The following is an 18329-nucleotide window of genomic DNA, read 5'->3' on the forward strand; positions in this document are numbered from 1 at the left end:
TTATCGCCGCTGGCGGGAGCGGTTGCCCTGCCGACCGGGACGGCGATCGGCAAAAACCCACCGGTCAAGGACGAAGAAATTGATGGTGGGAACGAGCAGGCACGTAATCAGGACGGGAACGACGAGCGGCAAGCCCAGCTTCACCGTCATAAGTGCCGGCGCGCCATAGGCAATGGCAAAGCCTGTTGCCGCCAGCAGGAGAAAACGTGGCGCTGCGGTTCGATGCGACCGGCCCGACACGAACGTCAGGTATTTGTGCGCGAGATACGAAAACAAGGTGGCTGCGGCATATGCCCCAAGCGAAGCCTGGATGGGCGTGAAACCGAGCAGTTGCGATTTGGAAAAAGCGGCAACCAAAGCGGCATACAGAATTGTGGCAGAGATGCCGACCATGCCGAAGCGTGCCAGCAGCGTGAGCGCGTCGTCGCCGGGAGACAGGTGCTCAGGCACGCGCACTAGACACATACTGTGCTCCCAACGGCAGGCGGGCGAGCATGCGCTCGACGTTTCGGGCAAACGGTCTGCCTGACGGCAGCAGCAGGAAGTGCTCGGACCGGATGTTCGTGAAGCCTGTCATCTGCAAGAGTGACGCTGTTTTGGCTGCGCTGAGCAGCACGGCATCTCGGTCGAAGGGACACCGGAACACAGCCAGACGCGTCAGCGGGTTATAGGGATTATGCTCGATGATGCAGGCGACACCGCCCGGGCGAAGGACGCGCCGCATCTCGCGTACGAACTCAAGCCAGGAAGCTGGCGGTACATGATGGACGACGCAGCTGGCGAAGGCCAGATCGAAGACGCCGTTGTCGTATGGCAGGGTCAGGCTGGAGCAGACCTTGTACATGACGCCAGGATTTTCCTCCCTGGCACGCAGGATGGAGTCCGGCGAGATGTCGCAGCCGTCCAGGGACGCGAAGGCGCCTTTGAGAAATGGATGGAGAACGCCTACGCCGCAGCCGACATCAAGCGCCCGCACACCCGAGCCATCAGGGCCCAGCCCTCGTTCAACCACAACGCGTCGCAGAAACTCGGCCTTGGCCTTAAGAAAGAAGTCGTGCTTAAGCCCCGAAAATCGGATCGATCCCTGGACTGTCTCGTCATAGATCGATCTATAACTGTCGAAGAGTTCGGACATTGGCCGGCACTCCAATCCGGGATTTTCGAGACGATCGTCGGTTCTTGACGGGAACGGCAGGCATCGCCCGGTCGAAGCCGGTGAGGCGATCGATCACGTAAAGTGGGCGCCGTTTCACTTCAGCGTGGATGCTTCCGACATACATCCCGACTACGCCGGTCATGAAAAGGTTGATGCCGCACAGGAGCGATACAATCATCACGGTCGAGGTCCAGCCGGCAACAACGCCGGTTTCAAAAGCCCAGGCATAAATTGCAAACGCACCAAAGGCGACGGCCAGCGCAGAAATGGCCAAGCCACCCCAGAGCGCCAGGCGCAGCGGCCGTTCCGAGAAGCTGACGATGGCGTGAGCAGCAAGATGCACCATCTTCCAGAATGGATATTTGGTCTGGCCAAGGGCTCGTGCTGGACGTTCGAACGGCACCGCCGCCTGCTTGAATCCCATCCAGCCAAACATGCCCCTGACGAAGCGATCCTGTTCGGGCATCTGTCTGAAAGTTCTCAGCGCTTTGGGGCCGACCAACCGGAAATCTCCAACGTCGCGCGGAATGTCGACGGTCGTCATCTTTTCCAGTAAGCGATAAAAGAGACTTGCCGTGAAGCGCTTGAACAAAGATTCGCCTTCGCGTTTAACGCGCCGGGCATAGACAATCTCGAAACCTTCCTTCCACTTCGCCACCAGATCGAGGACCACCTCGGGTGGGTCTTGGAGGTCGGCATCCATGACGATGACAGCATCCCCCTGGGCGGCGTCCATACCGGCTGTAATTGCTATCTGATGCCCAAAATTGCGCGAAAGTTCGATCAGCCGAAAACGAGGCTCGGCGGCAACCACGCACCGAAGGTATCTGACGCTACCGTCGTGGCTTCCGTCATCAACGAAAATAGCCTCGGTCTCACCGTCCAGCTGGTGGATTAGCAACCTGATGCGCTCGACCAGGCGAGGCAGCACTTGTTCTTCGTTGTATATCGGCAGAACCAGTGAGTAGCGCAGCGACACGTTCGCTCCGGTCCCGGTACCTTGGATCACAGTGGCCTCCATGCCGATGAAATGAAACGCCAGCCCCAAAGTTCCATAAGACGTTGCTAATTTAACAGTTGCCGTAGGCGGGTGGCGAACTGTCCGTTCGGAACGTCTTCGCTCTGATTAGGAGTGAGATATCGTTTCGCGCGCCGGCGGAGCAATGCGCTGTTTCGTCATTTCGCAATCCATTGTCGGGTAAGGCCGCCTTGCCAGCTCTTGTCAGCGCGTCGGCGCGCGATAATTTTTGTGGGGAAGGGACTTCGATCAAAAGGAGCCGACGATGGAACACCAAACTCTAAGCCAACTGCAGACAATTGCAGATGTAGAACCCCTGTCGACATACCCGATCATGACCCGCCAACAGCGAATCGAGCGCTGGGCAGAGTTGCTGGAACAACGTCCCGAGCGACGCCTGAGAGCGCTTACTGGCACTGAGTATCTGAAGCGCGAAGCTCGCGACGCGGCGCGCGGTGAGGGCTCGCCGATTACAGTGGCCTTCGAGGACCCGCTACTGCGTGCGTTAGGCCTGAAGGATGACACCTATGGGGAAGCAAAGCGCTTCTTCGAACTGTCCGACGGGGAATTGCATGACATCGTCTGCAGTTGCCATGTCGGAACCACGTTCAGAGGGCAGTGGGCTGCCGCTCGAGTCCGCCGGTCAATCGGAGGGAACAGGCTTCTCAAGTGGCTCAGAGAAAGAATGTGGCATTGAGGTCGCCAAGGACGGCGATTGAAGCTCGTTCAGAGCGAGGTGGATGAACGATTGACGCGCCAGCGCTCCGCCGTGGTGACGAGGGGGTTCGGCACCCAAAGGTTGTCACGCAGACGGGTGGGCGCTCTACTTGCGGTGCTTCCAGGCAAGGCTGCATTCCCAGGGGCAGGATTCTGGGCTTCTCTTTGCGGCTAGCATCACGACGTGAAGACGTCGATCGCTCGGCCCTCTGTTGCGCTAACCTCGGCGGCGCCTGGCCTGAATGGCAGCAAAAGTCACTGGGCGAAAATCCCAGGCGTCAACGCCGACATCGTGCTGGCGCGTCATTGGCTTCAGCCGGCCATGAGAATGGCCGTGCAGGTTTATTGATTTCTTGCCGATCTGGTTCCAGGTGCGGAACGGGTAGTGGCAAAGAACCAGGAAACTGCCCTCGACAGTTAGCTCCTTGTAGTGTTGGACGCTTGCCCAAGCCGAAGCGCCGAGCGTTACCACGCCGTCGTTGTTGCCGATGATCAGGTGCTTCGTGCCGTGGAGGCAGGACAGCAGCGAAGACACTGTCTCGGCAGATCCCTTGGCGAAGTCGCCGAGGTGCCAGACCTCGTCGCTTGGAGCAACAGTCTCGTTCCAAAGTTCAATCAGTGCTTGGTCATGCCCCGCCAATGAACTGAAGGGGCGGGGGCCGAGCCGCAGAATGCGGGGATCGTTGAAATGCGTGTCGGAGGTGAAGAAGATCATGCCGCCGCTGGCTGTGACGAGCGATCGACGATCGCTTCTAAGTTCGGTTGCCGGAGCTTTTTTTGGGTCCACCATCGATCCTGATTTGGGCTTCCCTGAGCATCTTGAGTGCCTCCTCCTTGGTGAGGCCGCACTTGCGCGCAAAGTAGAGCGCTTCGATCGCCCTTTCACGATCCGCCGTGGCTTCTGAGGGCTGTTTGGGCTTCTTACCCATCGTTCCCAATCACCTTTTGATGCCACCGAACCATCACCGTGCCGGGTTTGTTCCCCCCTCGGATCTGCTAACCTGCCGAGCGTCGCCGCCTGATACGCCGATGAAACAACATCCGAGCCCTGCAACCGGCATCATCTCCAACAACGAGCGAGCAGGTCGGCCCTTAGGTGTATAAATTCCACGCCGGCGTGGGGAGGGACCGGCGGTGCGCTTTATGGGTGAGCCAGTCTACAGGCGCTTCTAAGCGCCACGCGACCAAGCCGGCGGGGGCGGAGCATCGTCGTTGGTTCAAAGATCCGTTCTGGTCCGCCCTCGCTCAAAAACCGGAACGTCTTCATCATCTCCTTCGCTTCGTCCGGTAGGGATGTCCTCAGCGAAGCTGCGGGTCATCTCTTCGGTGTCGCTCAACCCGTCGACCGTTTCATTTGCGCCGGCTCCCTCGTCGTGACGGCCCGTGATCTCGCTTCGAGGCTGCGCGCCGATCGGCTGTTCGATGTCGTGGGACCCCAAAACGCCCGGTCCCGCACCGTGTCTATCCTCGTGGCCCGCGATGCTCTCCAGTACGGCAGCATCCTCCTCGAAGATGGGTTTGTCATTGGCAAAGTCGCTCTTTTGCTTCCGGGTTGTTATCGGCATGTTGTGAACTCCTACGCAGTGAATCGCACAATGTACGACTACGGCCGAAGTTGCGAGGCGGCCGCTTTGATTTTAAGGAACCCCGACTTCGGGCAAGCGGTCGCAAAATGGAGACAGCGGCGCACGTGCTGAAATGGAACAATCAAGCGCGCAAGTTGGCACGATGGCGGGATTTTGAACGAAGCACTCCTCTCCTCGCTATCGACTCCAGTCGGGTAAGGCCTGCTGCGAGCCACGGTTCTTGCACGGCGCTTTGCAAAAGGCGCCAATCGAGGCCGAACGAACTGCGCTCGGATGCTTTACAGCCGCCAACCGGCTGCGCGGTCGCGTCGTTTTTCGCCGCTTAATGGCACAGAGATGGCGAAGGTGGCGGACGAGCCTTAAGCACCAGCTTACGAGTATGCGTGCCTCGCTGGCGAGCTTGCCCACATTCGCGCGGCGCGAACTAGAGACGCTGCCGCGATACGTGCGGGCAGCAGATAGACTGACACACAGGAAGCGGCCTCCGAATGTGATGAAGCAGCCCACGTTAGGCGCGAGTTGGGCGCAGTCACTCAGCAGCTGCCGGTGTGATCATCACCGGCGAAGCCTGTCGGCGAGGCGGAGCCCAAGGGCCAAAATCGTCAAGGTGGGATTCGCCTGGCTGGATGTTGCCAGAACCGAGCCGCCCGCGATGTGCAGGTTCATCAGTCCATGAACTCGGCATTCAGCGTCAACAACCCCGTCGGTCGGGCTCGCAGACATTCGCGTGGTACCGAGGTGATGACCGTCCATGGCGCCTGATTTGCCTGCCATTTCGATCACATGGCCAGGTTCAAATCCTGAAATGGTAGCTCCGATCTTCTCCAGCTTCCAACCGAGCAGTCGATAGGCGCGCGCGATGCTTTGGAGATCGTTGCTCGTGGTTTTCCAATCGACGCGCAGCTTCGGCATACCCAATCGGTCGCGTTCGCTCACCAACGTCAGTCTGCTTGCGGGGTTCGGCTCCTGTTCCGAATGAAACTCAAGATTGACCCCATTGGCGCGCGGCCCCAATACGATGGAGGGCAGCTTTCGCCGTGCGAAAGTTCTGTTCGCCATCCAGCGCAAACCGAAGCGCCCGAGGCGCACTGGCGACGATACGACGTTCTGAACGTGCGCGAGCTTTTGGTCCAGCGTCACTGAATGCTGCTGCCGACCTCTGAGGTGTTTCGGGAGAAATGTCTTTTTCACGAGATACATCGCCGAGAGGATCGGGTCGTTGTGGCTGGGATCGGCTGGATCTGGGAGATGGGTGCGGAAGATCTGGTTGAGCAAGCAATGCTCCCGCTGCGCTCGCTCCGTGAGCGACAGCCGCCTTCGGCAGTAGATGCCGGCCGCGTCCCGCTCGTAGCCAAAAGCAACCGCCTGCTGGGCGTTCGGCAACTTTAGTGCTCCGACTGTGCCTCCCAGATGGGCCATATAGAAACGACCGAGCTGATCTCGGGCGTTGCCGATACCAGCTGGCATCACATCATTCGAGGCAAGTAGCAATCGGGTGGTCTCAAAGCCGCCGGCGGCTACAATGTAATGGCAAGCCGTGACCTCACGCTTTGTGCCCTTCAAGTCAACACAGTCGATGTGGTGGACGCAACGCCCGTTCGGCGCCAGGCGAATTCCCGTCGCCGCAGCGTTTAACCAGATGTGGATATGACGCGAAGTCCGCAGCAACCCGGAAAGCCGTTTCCACACGTTGGTTGGTCGACTAAACCGCTCCAGGCGGGTCCTGAACAAATCGCCGTCGACGCCCTCGAATAGTTCAACGCGAGAACCAGGCAACGCGCTTGTTGGATCGTAGTCGTAAGACCCGACCTCGATCACCTCGTGCGCCCGACGGTAGTAGGGCAGCAGGGTTTCATAGGTGATCGGCCAGCCCGAATTGCACACCCATTCCCGCTTCTGGAAGTCGATGCCATCGAACGGCACGCAGCGGCCACCCCATGCTCGGCTCGATCCTCCCAGCGCTCGTATCCGGAAATTCTGGACAGGCGGGTGGACGAGGGGATCTGCGACAATGCCGTGGTAGAGCTCCTGCGATCTCTTGGTCTGCCACCTGCCGCCCGCTTCCAGAACGCAGACGCGTAGCTTTGCATTTTCGAGCGCCGCGGCAATGGCCAGGCCGACAGTGCCACCTCCGACAATGCAGATGTCGTAGGCAAGTCCGTCGCCCGCTGCGGTGAATTGAGCGATCAACGTTCACTCCGGATTTGTTCGATCCCCGAAGGCACGCTCCCACCCTTCGCGCCCGGCTTGGGCGAAGCAGGTAGCGCGCGAGGAGCAGTTGGCAACCACCCGATTGATCGCATTTGAAGCGCCGGCCCAAAAGAGGTGGCTTTGGTGGCGAGGTCCGTGACGACTTCAAGGGGCCCGAACCGGAAGAGTTTTTGTTGCGACCACCCTCAAAGGGCATGGTTATGGTGAACGCACTTCTCAGCCTGAGTTCGGTGGTGGTATTCCGGTTCCATTCGCGAGATTTCCCGCCCATGGCTCGCCGACAGACACGCTGTTGGCTCCGGCTGAAGCCTTGCCTCTGCTTGCGAGGTTGCCATGGCGATCCGGAACCTCGAGGCATGTGGAGAGTTGTCCAGCAGCCCAGCGGAGATCCAAGCCATGGCGCTACCAGATGCCAGTTCCGGCGCGGCCGCGCAGCCGAAACGCTCTAGCAAGCCGGCAATCCCATCGCCGCACGCAATCGATAGACGGGCGCCCAACGATATGAAGGACAATGGCCCATGAACGTCGCCAACCTGCAATTGGAAGGTTTGCTTATGGCGGTCGCTGCCGTCAATAACGCCTTGGTCCGGAGGGGCCTTCTTTCGGTTGATGATATCGATATGGCTTTGAAAACCGCGGAGGCCTCGTTCACGGCTGATGAGCGCCTCTTCGAGGACATGTCGCCCGCCAACCGGGACGCAGTCTGTTTTCCTTTGCGGCTTTTGCGGTTGGCTAACACCAAACAGTTCGAAGCGGGTGTGCCACCGTTTGCCGAGCTGGCCAGGCAAGTCGGGATAACCAAGCAGCCCTACAACGATCAGATGTGAAGGGAGGAAGACAGGCAGGTGCAGGAAATCGTCGTGGTCAACAAGGTGGTCGAATTCCGGGGGGAGGCGGTGACCGCATACCGTGACGGTCACGCACACTGCAATGCCACCGCTTTCGGCGAGGCGGGCCGCGACCCTGGACGCGAGACCATTCCCGCATTGAACCCGTAGCTCTGGCGAAGGCACCACATGGAATATTTTCGAGCACAAGGAACATGTCAGCCCACGGGTGTTTAGGCCGCAATGACAATCATCGCCGTCACGACAATGAACTACCCTCTCGCCGTCTTCCCTGGCCCGAAGCGACGCAGGCTCTCAGCAATTGCGCGACTGGAACGAAGCCGCGGCAAGTGGCTGGCGGAGAACCGGATCCACATGACCGGTAAGCAGAAACAGGAGCCGGTCGCGGGCAGCAAACCACAATGCGGCTGCCATGAGCCGTGCGGTTCCAGATGGTTGGCTGCATTCCAAGATCGACAGCAACCGAAACAACAAGCGCCTTTAGGGTCTGCCTGCGCGCGTGGCCTCGAAAGCCTTGGCCATGAACGATGACCCTGTAGATTCGCTCGCCAACGCAATTCACCACCGCAGCGCAATTCTGTTTGTTGGGGCAGGGGTGTCGATCAGTGTTGGACTCCCTTCTTGGGAGAAGCTGATAGAGCGAATGGCAAAGGAGCTCGGTGTCGACGACGAATTTTCCATGCGACGCGATCGTTTTCAAACCCTGGCCGAGTACTATCGGATCAAGCATGGCAGCATCGGGCCACTTCGCAGTTGGATGGACCGAAATTGGTCTGTCCCCAAGGACCGGATCGAGAAATCCGAGTTGCATCGTCTCATCGTGAAGCTCGATTTCCCTGTCATCTACACAACCAATTATGACCGTAACCTGGAACTGGCTTATGAAATATACGGTCGGGACTACGTGAAAGTGGCCAATGCACGCGATGTAGCGCAGGCCCGCCAAGGCGTTACCCACATCGTCAAATTCCATGGTGATTTCGACGAGGATTCTTCCCTCGTCCTCACCGAAACGGACTACCTTGATCGTCTCTCCTTCAATTCTCCGCTGGACGTGCGTTTTCGCTCGGATGCACTCGGCAGCACGATCCTCTTCATTGGCTATAGCCTTTCCGACCCAAACATTCGGTTGTTGCTGCACCGTCTCTGGCAGACGTGGCATCGGTCCGGCTATGAGAAAGATCGCCCGCCGTCGTTCATCTTCATGACCAGCCGAAACCCTGTGGAGGAGGCCGTGCTTGGACGTTGGGGCATTTCGGTCGTCGTCGGCGAAATCGACGAGCCGCAAGCTGCTTTGGTGGACTTCCTCAGCCGGCTGGCGGAGATGGTTGGGGACGGAGCCGAGCCTGGAGAGACGACCCATGAGGGAACCGTCGTCAGACAAAGAGCGATTGAAACAGTCAGATCAAGGGGCAGCTAGGCGGGCTCTCAAGGAACGCCGTACGGCAGAGAACGTCGTTCCAGAGGCGATCATAGCCAGTTTGTGTGGCCAGTTTGAAAATCGCATCCCATAGAGCATGCGATCTCCCATGTGAGCTTTCAACTATTCTGGCGGACGCGCTGGAACATTCTCGCATCAACGAGCTTCGAAGGGGGCACTGTTCCCGTTCAGTGTGTTTTCCCCCTGTGAGACTGCCCGCCGCCGAAAGGTGGCGGGCTTTTTTGTTGGGATGCAACCTTGGACATTATAGCGACTTTGGCCGGACACGCGCGCGTCGCTTCCCATCATCGGTGCCTGAAGTTGGCGACAGTTTCGAAGTCCTCCCGATGCGATCGCAATTTTTGGGATATATGTTCGTGTGGTGCCTGTCGGCGACCTGGACGCTGCCTTACCAGAACCGGCCTCCTCCGGTCCGAACCACGGCGCTGGAACCTGATGAAAAGATCGATGTTCGGTATGCAGCTTGCCCTGCACAGCCAAGCGGTCTGGTGCGGCCCGTCGCCGCCTGGTCCGTTCCTCCTCGGTTTTATGAACGAAATTCCGCGCGTCAACGAGATGGTCAGAAAACGAGTACTCGAACCAAGCATCAGTCGGACGTGCTGGCAGGCGAACACTCTTCCGCTGCCTCGTCGGTTACCCTTCCCGTCCCGGTGGAGCGTCACTGGCCTTGTCGTTGCCTTGTAAGCTGGGGCACTCGCGCGGCCTCGTTGTCCCTCGCTGCGAGACTGTCGTCAGACGCTTGGTATTTCTGTCGAACAATTCCACCTTTTCTGGATAGGTAAGGCGGTGTAAACGCTGGCAACCTTCGCACCGATAGTGGGCGGCAGCGATGAACCAACGCCCCGGTTTGATGAAAGCCGTTCCGCATGCCGGACATTCGAGCGTCATCTCAATCGAAGACAGTGTCTGGGGGAGCGGCATCAGGTCCCGTGGCTCAAACTGCCGCCGCCAGAAGCAGCGTTATACCCACGACCGTCGACCCACAGATCGTCGCTAGAAGCACAATCGGCCGCGGATACTCGGTGGGTGCTGCGAGGCTGGTGAGGTCGGAACCTCGAAATCTCACGGCGCTGGGCGACTGGACGTGGGCAGCGGTAGACTTGTCATTGCACGCTAGCACAGAAAGACGCTGGGCGATATCGGCGGCGATGAGAGGATCGTCCGCCACCAACTTCGACCAGTCCGAAACAGTGCCGATTTCGTGATGCAACATCGTTCCCTCCCAGGTGATCGCACAACTGCGAGATCTGACCTTTGTTCCTTTAATTTTTGCGAGGGGGGGAAGTCGCGCCCGCTGCCTCGATGGACGGCGGATCACATGCGACTGATCGCTATTTCCGGGGCTCCGGGAACTTGATTATCGTCGCGCTGTCTTCCGGCTCCAGCGGCTCGTGGCCAGGCCGTTCGTGCCACATGACTTGCCGCAAATCGGTCTGATCGACTTTCTGGCCGCAAGATGGACACGCGTAGAAGCGGTCCTTTTCGCGAATGCAATTACCCCCGTTGCGGGGGATGCGAGGTCCAAGGTCAGACAGTTTTGTCATGGCGACGAAAAATCACCGCCGGAGGAAAAAGTTCCCGCCATTTCAGCAAAAACCAACGGAACACTCTTTGGCGCCCGAGGTTCGATGAGCTGAAAGCATCGTGACTGCATGGACGCTTCCGCCAGCCCATCGACAGCCTCTATGGCACGATCCTGGTTTGACCGGATGATGCCGCACGTTCCTCGACGATTGGATCGCGAGCCATCTGCCGTTTCCAGAACCGGCTCCCCCCATGGCTGCCAGCGACCTTGCGGACCAGCCGCCGGTGATGCCGGTACCAAGCCTGACGAGGTCAATGAAGAAGTCAGGAGCGTATCCGAAGTAATGTTCAAACGATGCATACAGCAACGACGCCTCAACGGCTTGACCGGTTTCTTGGCTCGCCCCTTTAGGTGGGCTGTGGGTCAAGTGGATTGCTAATACGAGGCTCAAGGACCTTTATCGTTATGCTTGTCTCTGCCGGCTGCGCCACATTCTATTGGTGGTGGAGAGACTGCTATGCCCTTCAGGGCGGGCTAGCGATGGAGCGCCTTCGAAGGTGAAAGCAATTCCCGCGTCCTCAAACGCCTGACGCATGGCCGCGATCTTGTGGGGACGCGGATTTCGAATACCGTTCTCAAAATCTCTGATCGTCATTTCGCTAACGCTCGCTTTTGCGGCAAGCCGTACTCGCGGCCAGTTCAGCAGGGCGCGTGCTGCTCTCGATTGAGCTGGTGAAAGTTGGGTTCGGCTGTCCATAGGATTTGAACATTCGATACGTCTAAAATGTTCCTTCGATCTATCGACGATCGAAAGATCGAGCAATTCCCGCGCGGGGGACGGTCGTCACGAGCGATGTCTCAGCGATGCATGCGTCAGGCAATAGGCCGGCACTGGGACGAGGGGGGCAAGCAGTGGGCGCCTGAAGCGAGCGCTGAGGGTTGGCGGGCGTCCGCCCGCTATCGCAACCAACCCTGTTGCGGCTCGTTGACCTATGCTGGTTGGTCCCAGCACACTCCAGAACCTGCCCGCCACCACTTCGCGGTGGCCGGCTTTTTGTGAATCAGCGGAACCTGATATGCCACGGCAGGTTGGAAGAGCGGCAGCGTCCCCCGCTGCCGGTCGAGGTCCCCAAGCCTCGCCCGGGTCCGCCTCTACCCGCAAGTGGGGGCGGACCCACTAAATATGTTGCGGATCCAGGCAAACTGGTTTGTTGCTGATGACGGGCCTTCGCGCTGGCGCTGCTACACACCTCATTGCAAGCACTCTACCGTGTCTGGGCCCGACCAAAGCCCGACATGGAATCGCAAAGGTCTGACCTATGAAACAAGGAAGCCTTTTCCACATTTGGAATGTGACCGTCGATCATCGTCCCTTCATCGTCGGTTGGTTGTTTACCCGCCACGGCTCGCTTGGCGTGGCGGGTACTCATTCATGGAGAGTGTATGCAGCCTGGTGAGATCATCGCGAACGTGTTTGCAGCGGGGTTGGTCAGTGTCCTGGTAGCAGTCGTTTTTCTGATTTTCGGGAACCCGCTCTGGCCTGAACGACACGTCCGGATGGTCATCATCCCGCCTGTCCATCGAATGACAACCACCGCTATCAAAAATGCCTGGCCAGACCTGCCGGACAAAATTGATTTGAACGTTTCGCGCCCGAGGCCGGCCACCGGTGAGCGGATCTGAAGCGTCCTTCGAAGCGCACTGACCTGGAGCGTTATGGCCCTGTGCTAGGGTGGCCGGTCAGCTTTCCGGTCTAGACTGAAGTGCATTGTGGATATGTGTTGCTGCGGTGGCGGCATGGCCAAACGCAACGGCAATTTGATTGAGGCCCTCAGCCACGTCTCCAATGGCATAGAGACCCGCAGTCGACGTTTCGAGGTGTCGGCTGACCAGAACATATCCTTGCGCGTCACACTCTGCACCGAGTGCGGCGGCAAGTTCAGAGCGCACATCAGACCCCATTGCGGGGTACACCACATCCAATTCCCGCATTGGCGCACCGTCGGCCATGACAACGCCGAACCCGGTTGCTCGAGCAACAAGATCCTCGACGGTGTCCCAGATTTCGATGGCGCCTGCCGAGGCCATGCCGCGGGCGGCATCGGAAATATCCTCCGGATAGTTGGCGAGCAAGGTAACCTGACCGCTGTACTCCTTCAAAAACAGGGCTTCCTTGAGCGCCAGACGCTCTGGGCCGACGACGCCGATGCGCTTGCCCACGGCCTCATAGGCGTCGCAGACCGGACACAGTCGGACAGTGCCGGCCGCGACGGCCTCCTCCAGCCCTTCTATTGCCGGGGCCTTGTCCACGATCCCGGTTGCAAGAACCACGCGCCTTGCTCGGATGGTCCCGAAGGTGGTCGTCAGCACAAAGGTCCCGTCGCGCTTCTTGGCGCCCGCTACACGACCGTCCACTACGCCTGCACCGTATCTCTGTGCCTGGGCTTTGAGACGGCCGAGCAACTCTGACCCGCCTACGCCGTCCGGGAAGCCAGGACAGTTATGCGATTTTGGAATGAGCTTGGCTCGTGCGTCGCCGGCGTCTACCACGATCACCGAATGCAGGAATCTGGCCAGATACATGCCTGCCGCAAGTCCTGCGGGGCCGCCGCCGACAATAGCCACGTCGAATTCATGACCGGGGGAAGAAATTGGCATTTCGCCCAACATTGCAAACAGGATCTTGTTCCCTGCTTTGGCAGAGGGGATGAGCGACGGTCAGGCCTCCAAACGTTTACGCGGCAACTCGTCGAGGTCCCTTTCACCGGGCGATGGCGCGCGCCTCGATCTGATTTGCGCAGTCTTCGCCATCAAGCGATTCCAGCTCCTGCAAATCAGGCTTCAATTCGAGGTGCCCGAAATGCCGACATGGCATTTCACCGGCCAACTTGCCTTAGACCTGCGACCGTGCGCATTTCCCAAGCCCACGCGATTCGAATCGGATCGACCTGCCGGGAAAACCCACCTGATAGCCCCGTCCTTCCGATCCGGAGGGGCGCAATGCTGATCGTCTGAAGGGCCGCTCAAATTTACTGACCCAGTCGAGGTGCAGACTATCATAGTTGATTGTTGCTGCCGGTGACCTCGCGTAATCAAAGGCTCACGAGGCTTTCCAACAGAGGACGGTATGTTGTATCCAGGTCGATTTTTGGAACCGAGCGATATTGTGATGCTTGCCCGTGTTTGTGCGACGGTCTGCGAACAGCGCGGCGTACCTGTTGCTTCGCGGGCCGGAGAACGGACAGCTGCGCACGTACTCAGGCTGTTTCTGAACGGCTTGACTGGGGAGAATGAGCTGATCGATGCTGAGAAGAACTGGGCTCGCGGGAGTGATCTGGCTTTCGAGGGGGCTCCTGTCAGCTACGAAAACAAAAGAGAGGCCGCGTGATTCAAGCTTCCTGAGAATCGAATGTAGCGAAGAAAACTGCTCGCACACGGGTCAGGCACCAGAGGCACCCTCCCTGCATATCGGGGGTGTTGCTGTGGCACTTCAGGTGAGAAAAAGATCTCCGCACGCCGCCCGATCCGTGGTGTCCGGGCGATTTTCCAGGTGACTCGACATGAGGCAAGCGCATGCTTTTTGATCTCGGCTCGGGCCTTCCTGGTTTGGGGCTGAAGCGTCGGATTGGTCGGGGCACATCGATGTCTGTCAAAGTCCGAAGACCGCTTCGTAAAATCCGTTTCTAAACGCTGCCGATCCGCTCCTGGCCAAACGCCGCCGGACCGCTTTGGCGCAGCAATGAGCGAAGCAACAAAAGGGGCGGTTTGGCCGTTCTCATTAGTCGCACTGGCGGGCCGGGGCATTCGAAGACATGACTACGCCGCAAATTTTGTCATTTGCCGTAACCTTCGTGATGATGGCAGCGTTCGTGTGGGGTCGCTATCGATATGATCTGGTCGCGGCTGTGGCACTGTTGCTTGCTGTCGCGGTTGGCATTGTGCCTTTTGACGAAGCCTTCAGCGGGTTCAGCGACGATATCGTGGTTATTGTCGGCAGTGCTCTGCTGGTGAGCGCAGGGATAGCACGCTCGGGAATCATGGAGGCAGCGATCAAGCGCTTTGCTCCGAAATTATCGGGAGTTCGGTCGCAACTGGCGCTGCTGGTGATCGTGGTCACGATCCTCTCTGCCTTTGTAAAGAATATCGGGGCGCTCGCTATCATGATTCCGATCGCCTTCCAGTTCGCGCGCCGGTCTAACATTTCACCCTCGATATTCCTGATGCCCATGGCATTCGGGTCACTGCTCGGCGGACTAATGACGCAGGTGGGAACATCACCCAACATCGTAGTGTCCCGAGTGCGAGAGGAGCTGATCGGAACCGCCTTCACAATGTTCGACTTCACACCTGTTGGAGCTGCCATAGCCGCTGCCGGAACGATCTTCCTGCTGTTTTTCTATTGGTTGTTGCCGGTGCGCGAAAAGCATGGCGGGTCACTGAATGAAGCCCTCGACATCAAGAATTACCTTACAGAGGCTCGAATTGTCGCCGACTCCACGGTGCTCGGGAAAACCGTCGCAGACCTCATGAAGCTCGCCGGGGGCGATGCAATCGTGACGTCGATCCTGCGCAATCGCACGATGCGGATGACGCCACTGCCCGACGTGGTCCTCAAGGTGGATGACATCCTGTTGCTCGAGGGCGACCCAGAAGCGCTGGATCGCCTTGTCTCCCAGGGCAGGCTCAGCGTGACCGGGGATAGGGGCGGTGGTGACGACACCACCAACGAAATGGTCGCTATCGAAGCCGTAATCGGTGAAAGCTCCTCTTTGATCGGCTGGACCGCCCAGCGCCTTGCCCTTTACGATCGCTTCAATGTCAACCTCCTGGCCGTCAGCCGTCGTGGGGAGCGCCTCGACCGCAGGCTGGCCGCAGTCGAGCTGAGGCTCGGGGACGTTGTCGTCTTGCGGGGCAGTGCAGCGAGGATGCCCGAGATACTTCGTGAACTCGGCTGCTTACCGCTGGCAGAAAGGGCTATCCTTCTTGGTAGCGTCCGCAAGGGTATCGTGCCGGTAGTGGTCCTTGCTCTCGCCATGGTGGCGACGGCGTTTGGGCTGCTGCCAGTGTCCGTCGCTTTTTTCGCGGCCGCGGTCGCGATTGTGCTTTTCAAGGTCATTCCGCTTCGCGATGTTTACCAATCGCTCGATGGGCCTATCCTCGTCATGCTCGCCGTTCTCATTCCAGTGAGCGATTCACTACGCAGTACAGGAGCTACGGGAGTAGTTGCCGGCGAGCTTGCTAGACTGGGGACCCTCCTTCCGGCGTCCGGCGCACTGACGCTCATCCTTGTCGCCGCCATGGCCGTTACGCCATTCCTCAACAATGCCGCCACCGTCCTTGTCATGGCGCCTATCGCCGCCGAATTTGCTAGTGATCTGGGCTACAGGCCCGAACCGTTCTTGATGGCTGTCGCCATTGGCGCCGGCTGTGATTTTCTCACCCCGATCGGACACCAGTGCAACACGCTTGTCATGGGGCCGGGTGGCTACCGCTTCAGCGACTATCCGCGTCTGGGACTGCCCCTGTCTTTCCTCGTAGTCATTGTTGCTGTGCCGATGCTTATGATCGTCTGGCCAATGAACTGACATCCGATATTCGGATGCCTTCTTGGAAATCCCACACGACACCACATTCGTGAATGAGGTCGCCGCGCAAGCCTGACGCGGGCTGGCCAACCTGCGGTCAGTGTCGCCAGCAGTTCCCCTCTCGTCCCGCCCGCGGCAACAGAAACTGTGTTCCGGCCGCTCTATCGGGGCAAAGGGAAAGCCAGCAAACAAACCTTAGGCCATGGACTATACACCGCAGCGAGATTGTCAGGGGCTTGGCGGAGTATTGACGTCGTTTCTCACCTAGGAAAAGCCGGTTCACCTTCGTGATGACGACAGGCCGATAACTCTTTCTTCGAGAATACGAGGCCCTTTCGGGCTGCGATCAGCATCACAAGTCGTGTGTTGCTCAGCGGCAGGGCCCTGGTGAACTGCAAGTCGTCGCGACGACCATTCGACCTTGGTGCTACCTGAGATACCAGCGTTGCACATCGCGCAGGAAGGACGAGGGCGGCTGTTAGCCGCCCAGTCATTTCATCTCACACGTTGCGACGACCTCTGGCGCTTTCCAGGTCATCACCTGTGTAGACTTCATCCGTTGGATCGAAGCCGGTCCAACCGCCTGCTTCGTATTCGGTTCGCCGATGGGCTATGTCGACGGAATTATATTGCTTCAGTATCTGTTCCGCGTCGGGGACAAGGTCGTCTTCGACCCTGGCTATAACCATTGTTCCCCCGCGCCGAACGCCTTCGGCATAAACATGTGCGTCGCTTTCCGGCACACCGGACTCTGTCATCGCGCCGATGATGCCGCCAGCTGCGCCACCGACCACGGCACCGCCGACAGCGCCGACCGCAGTCGCTGCCAGCCAGCCCGCGGCAACCACGGGGCCGAGACCAGGTATGGCCATCAGGCCAAGGCCGGTGAGCAGGCCGCCGGCCCCGCCGACTACGGCGCCGACACCAGCCCCTGCTGCCGCATCCTCGCCAGCCTCCGACGCTTCGCCCGTAAGCCGGCCGCCCGAATTACCCGCCACGATGCTAATATCGTCGTGCGGAACGCCCGTGGCTTCAAGCTCGCCCACAGCGTCGCTTGCTTGATCATAATTGTCGAAGAGGCCTGTTACGGTTTTCATCTGATTTGTCCTTGGTTGGTGATCAATTCTTGCCGGCAACGACGTTGCCTTGAAAGTCGAGGGCGATGGGTGCTGCTTTGCCGTCCTTGCTCGCCGTTCCACGCCAGATGCCCTTGTCATCCTTCGTCAGGGCGGAGACGTCCGAGTAGCCCGCCTTTTCGATGGCGCTCTTGGCCTGGTCCTCGGTGAAGCTGTTGGCGCCAGGCACCGGGGCCACAGAATTTGTGGCGGCCGCATCGGACGCGGCTGGCGCGGAACTGTCGGGGGCAGGAGCGGCAGCCGCGACCTTGCCAACCATCTCCTGATGCATCTTGAGGGTCGGCAACGTCTCGCTTGCAAACGACTTGAGAGCGGAATTCTCGCCGTCCCTGGCGTAGCTTTCAAACATGCTTACAGCATCGGCATGCGCCGTCTTCTGCATGTCGGCATAGGTTGCATCGACTGGCGCCGCAGCTGACTGCAACTTGTCGACGTCGCTCTTGTGGGCAGCGTCGAGGTCGGCGGGCACCTGCAATTTCTGTTCGCCGGCAATACTCTCGAGTTTGGCGTTCGCAGCACCGTGGTCGGAGATCATCTTCTGCGCGAAATCCTTAAGGGTCGGATCCTGGAGCCTGCTTTGAGCGACCTTGCTGGACTGCACTTCGAACATCCCGCCGATCGCGGCCTTCGTGACGAAGTCCTGGGCCGTCTCTGCTGACAAGGCAGGCAGTACAGCGGTCATTGCGGTCGCGATCGACAGCGATGCCATGCGTAGTTTGGTTCTCATGCTTAGGTTCCTTGGTTGAGGAGGACGATGAACTCCAATCTCCCGGCGCCATCTTTGTTCCGGGCCTTGATAAATGTCGGATATTTTCGGGGCGCCATTCCCGCCGTCACGAGCTGGGCGGAGTGACACCGATCCCAGATTGTCCAGGAACCCCAGACCGATCGAAGAGTTGCCATTGCTCGCAGAGGGGACCTGATGGCGGAAAACCAACGGTGAGTTTGGTATGCTTGCCGGCAAAGAGCCTGAAGCAGACGGGACGGCCGACCAGAAGATCACCACACGGCGGAAAGACGTCGGTAGCGCCACAGATTGCGCTTACCCAGGCATCCCTGCGGCGTCAGCAGGTCGACATGCGTGACCTTCGCCAAGTAAAATGCCG

16 protein-coding genes are annotated in these 18329 nt (G+C 59.1%); 5 read left to right on the plus strand and 11 right to left on the minus strand.

Going from position 1 to position 18329, the window contains the following annotated elements; genetic code table 11:
• Genes M729_RS0113515 through M729_RS0113525 form a run of 3 tightly spaced genes read right to left on the minus strand, consistent with a single transcriptional unit; the run spans position 1 to position 2177 of the window.
• On the minus strand, positions 1-450 hold the full coding sequence (locus M729_RS0113515) for a GtrA family protein (protein WP_224673146.1): 450 nt from the start codon (positions 448-450) through the stop codon (positions 1-3).
• On the minus strand, positions 443-1135 hold the full coding sequence (locus tag M729_RS0113520; RefSeq protein WP_027161851.1) for a class I SAM-dependent methyltransferase: 693 nt from the start codon (positions 1133-1135) through the stop codon (positions 443-445). The genes M729_RS0113515 and M729_RS0113520 overlap by 8 nt, the downstream gene beginning before the upstream one ends.
• Positions 1110-2177: a glycosyltransferase family 2 protein gene (locus M729_RS0113525; RefSeq protein ID WP_245267579.1), complete on the minus strand. Its 1068-nt coding sequence runs from the start codon at positions 2175-2177 to the stop codon at positions 1110-1112. Before M729_RS0113525 ends, M729_RS0113520 begins: the two co-directional genes overlap by 26 nt.
• A gap of 262 nt (positions 2178-2439) precedes the next feature.
• Here M729_RS0113525 and M729_RS0113530 point away from each other — a divergent pair, with 262 nt between their 5' ends.
• Entirely contained in the window at positions 2440-2871 is a 432-nt protein-coding gene (locus M729_RS0113530; protein WP_027161853.1) for a hypothetical protein, read from the plus strand.
• Positions 2872-3108: 237 nt separating this feature from the next.
• Here the strand turns inward: M729_RS0113530 and M729_RS0113535 are convergent, their stop codons facing one another.
• From M729_RS0113535 to M729_RS01000000134990, 3 genes are all read right to left on the minus strand, one after another.
• On the minus strand, positions 3109-3681 hold the full coding sequence (locus M729_RS0113535) for a metallophosphoesterase family protein (RefSeq protein ID WP_164752934.1): 573 nt from the start codon (positions 3679-3681) through the stop codon (positions 3109-3111).
• Positions 3682-4108: 427 nt separating this feature from the next.
• Positions 4109-4456 (minus strand): hypothetical protein, encoded by a 348-nt coding sequence (locus M729_RS0113545; RefSeq protein ID WP_027161854.1) that lies wholly within the window; start codon positions 4454-4456, stop codon positions 4109-4111.
• Between the two features lie 576 nt (positions 4457-5032).
• Positions 5033-6667, minus strand: coding sequence for a GMC family oxidoreductase (locus M729_RS01000000134990; protein ID WP_032808420.1), 1635 nt, complete (start codon positions 6665-6667; stop codon positions 5033-5035).
• Positions 6668-7206: 539 nt separating this feature from the next.
• Here M729_RS01000000134990 and M729_RS0113555 point away from each other — a divergent pair.
• From M729_RS0113555 to M729_RS01000000134995, 3 genes are all read left to right on the plus strand, one after another.
• Positions 7207-7515, plus strand: coding sequence for a hypothetical protein (locus tag M729_RS0113555; protein ID WP_027161855.1), 309 nt, complete (start codon positions 7207-7209; stop codon positions 7513-7515).
• An 18-nt stretch (positions 7516-7533) separates the two neighbouring features.
• Positions 7534-7686: a hypothetical protein gene (locus tag M729_RS1000000138390; protein ID WP_156949289.1), complete on the plus strand. Its 153-nt coding sequence runs from the start codon at positions 7534-7536 to the stop codon at positions 7684-7686.
• A 370-nt stretch (positions 7687-8056) separates the two neighbouring features.
• Positions 8057-8956, plus strand: coding sequence for an SIR2 family protein (locus M729_RS01000000134995; protein ID WP_013525092.1), 900 nt, complete (start codon positions 8057-8059; stop codon positions 8954-8956).
• 955 nt (positions 8957-9911) lie between these two features.
• On the opposite strand, the gene M729_RS0113575 is transcribed toward M729_RS01000000134995, so the two are convergent.
• The 3 genes from M729_RS0113575 to M729_RS0113585 all read right to left on the minus strand — a co-directional run bounded on the left by M729_RS0113575 (position 9912) and on the right by M729_RS0113585 (position 13172).
• On the minus strand, positions 9912-10190 hold the full coding sequence (locus M729_RS0113575) for a hypothetical protein (protein WP_027161857.1): 279 nt from the start codon (positions 10188-10190) through the stop codon (positions 9912-9914).
• A 775-nt stretch (positions 10191-10965) separates the two neighbouring features.
• Complete coding sequence (locus M729_RS1000000137150) at positions 10966-11259, minus strand: helix-turn-helix transcriptional regulator (protein WP_032808422.1); 294 nt, start codon at positions 11257-11259, stop codon at positions 10966-10968.
• A 983-nt stretch (positions 11260-12242) separates the two neighbouring features.
• The gene (locus M729_RS0113585) at positions 12243-13172 is read right to left on the minus strand and encodes an NAD(P)/FAD-dependent oxidoreductase (protein WP_245267565.1); all 930 of its coding nucleotides are present in this window, start codon (positions 13170-13172) and stop codon (positions 12243-12245) included.
• Between the two features lie 1142 nt (positions 13173-14314).
• Between M729_RS0113585 and M729_RS0113600 the strand changes: the two genes are divergently transcribed.
• Positions 14315-16087 (plus strand): SLC13 family permease, encoded by a 1773-nt coding sequence (locus tag M729_RS0113600; protein ID WP_027161861.1) that lies wholly within the window; start codon positions 14315-14317, stop codon positions 16085-16087.
• Between the two features lie 500 nt (positions 16088-16587).
• Here the strand turns inward: M729_RS0113600 and M729_RS0113605 are convergent, their stop codons facing one another.
• Positions 16588-17184, minus strand: a complete 597-nt coding sequence (locus tag M729_RS0113605; RefSeq protein WP_013525101.1) for a hypothetical protein — start codon at positions 17182-17184, stop codon at positions 16588-16590.
• Positions 17185-17206: 22 nt separating this feature from the next.
• A complete protein-coding gene (locus M729_RS0113610) occupies positions 17207-18256 on the minus strand; it encodes a DUF4142 domain-containing protein (protein ID WP_348626668.1) in 1050 nt (349 codons plus the stop codon).
• Positions 18257-18329 lie beyond the last annotated feature (73 nt).

The organism is Mesorhizobium sp. WSM1293, from assembly GCF_000513875.1.
GTDB lineage: Bacteria > Pseudomonadota > Alphaproteobacteria > Rhizobiales > Rhizobiaceae > Mesorhizobium > Mesorhizobium ciceri.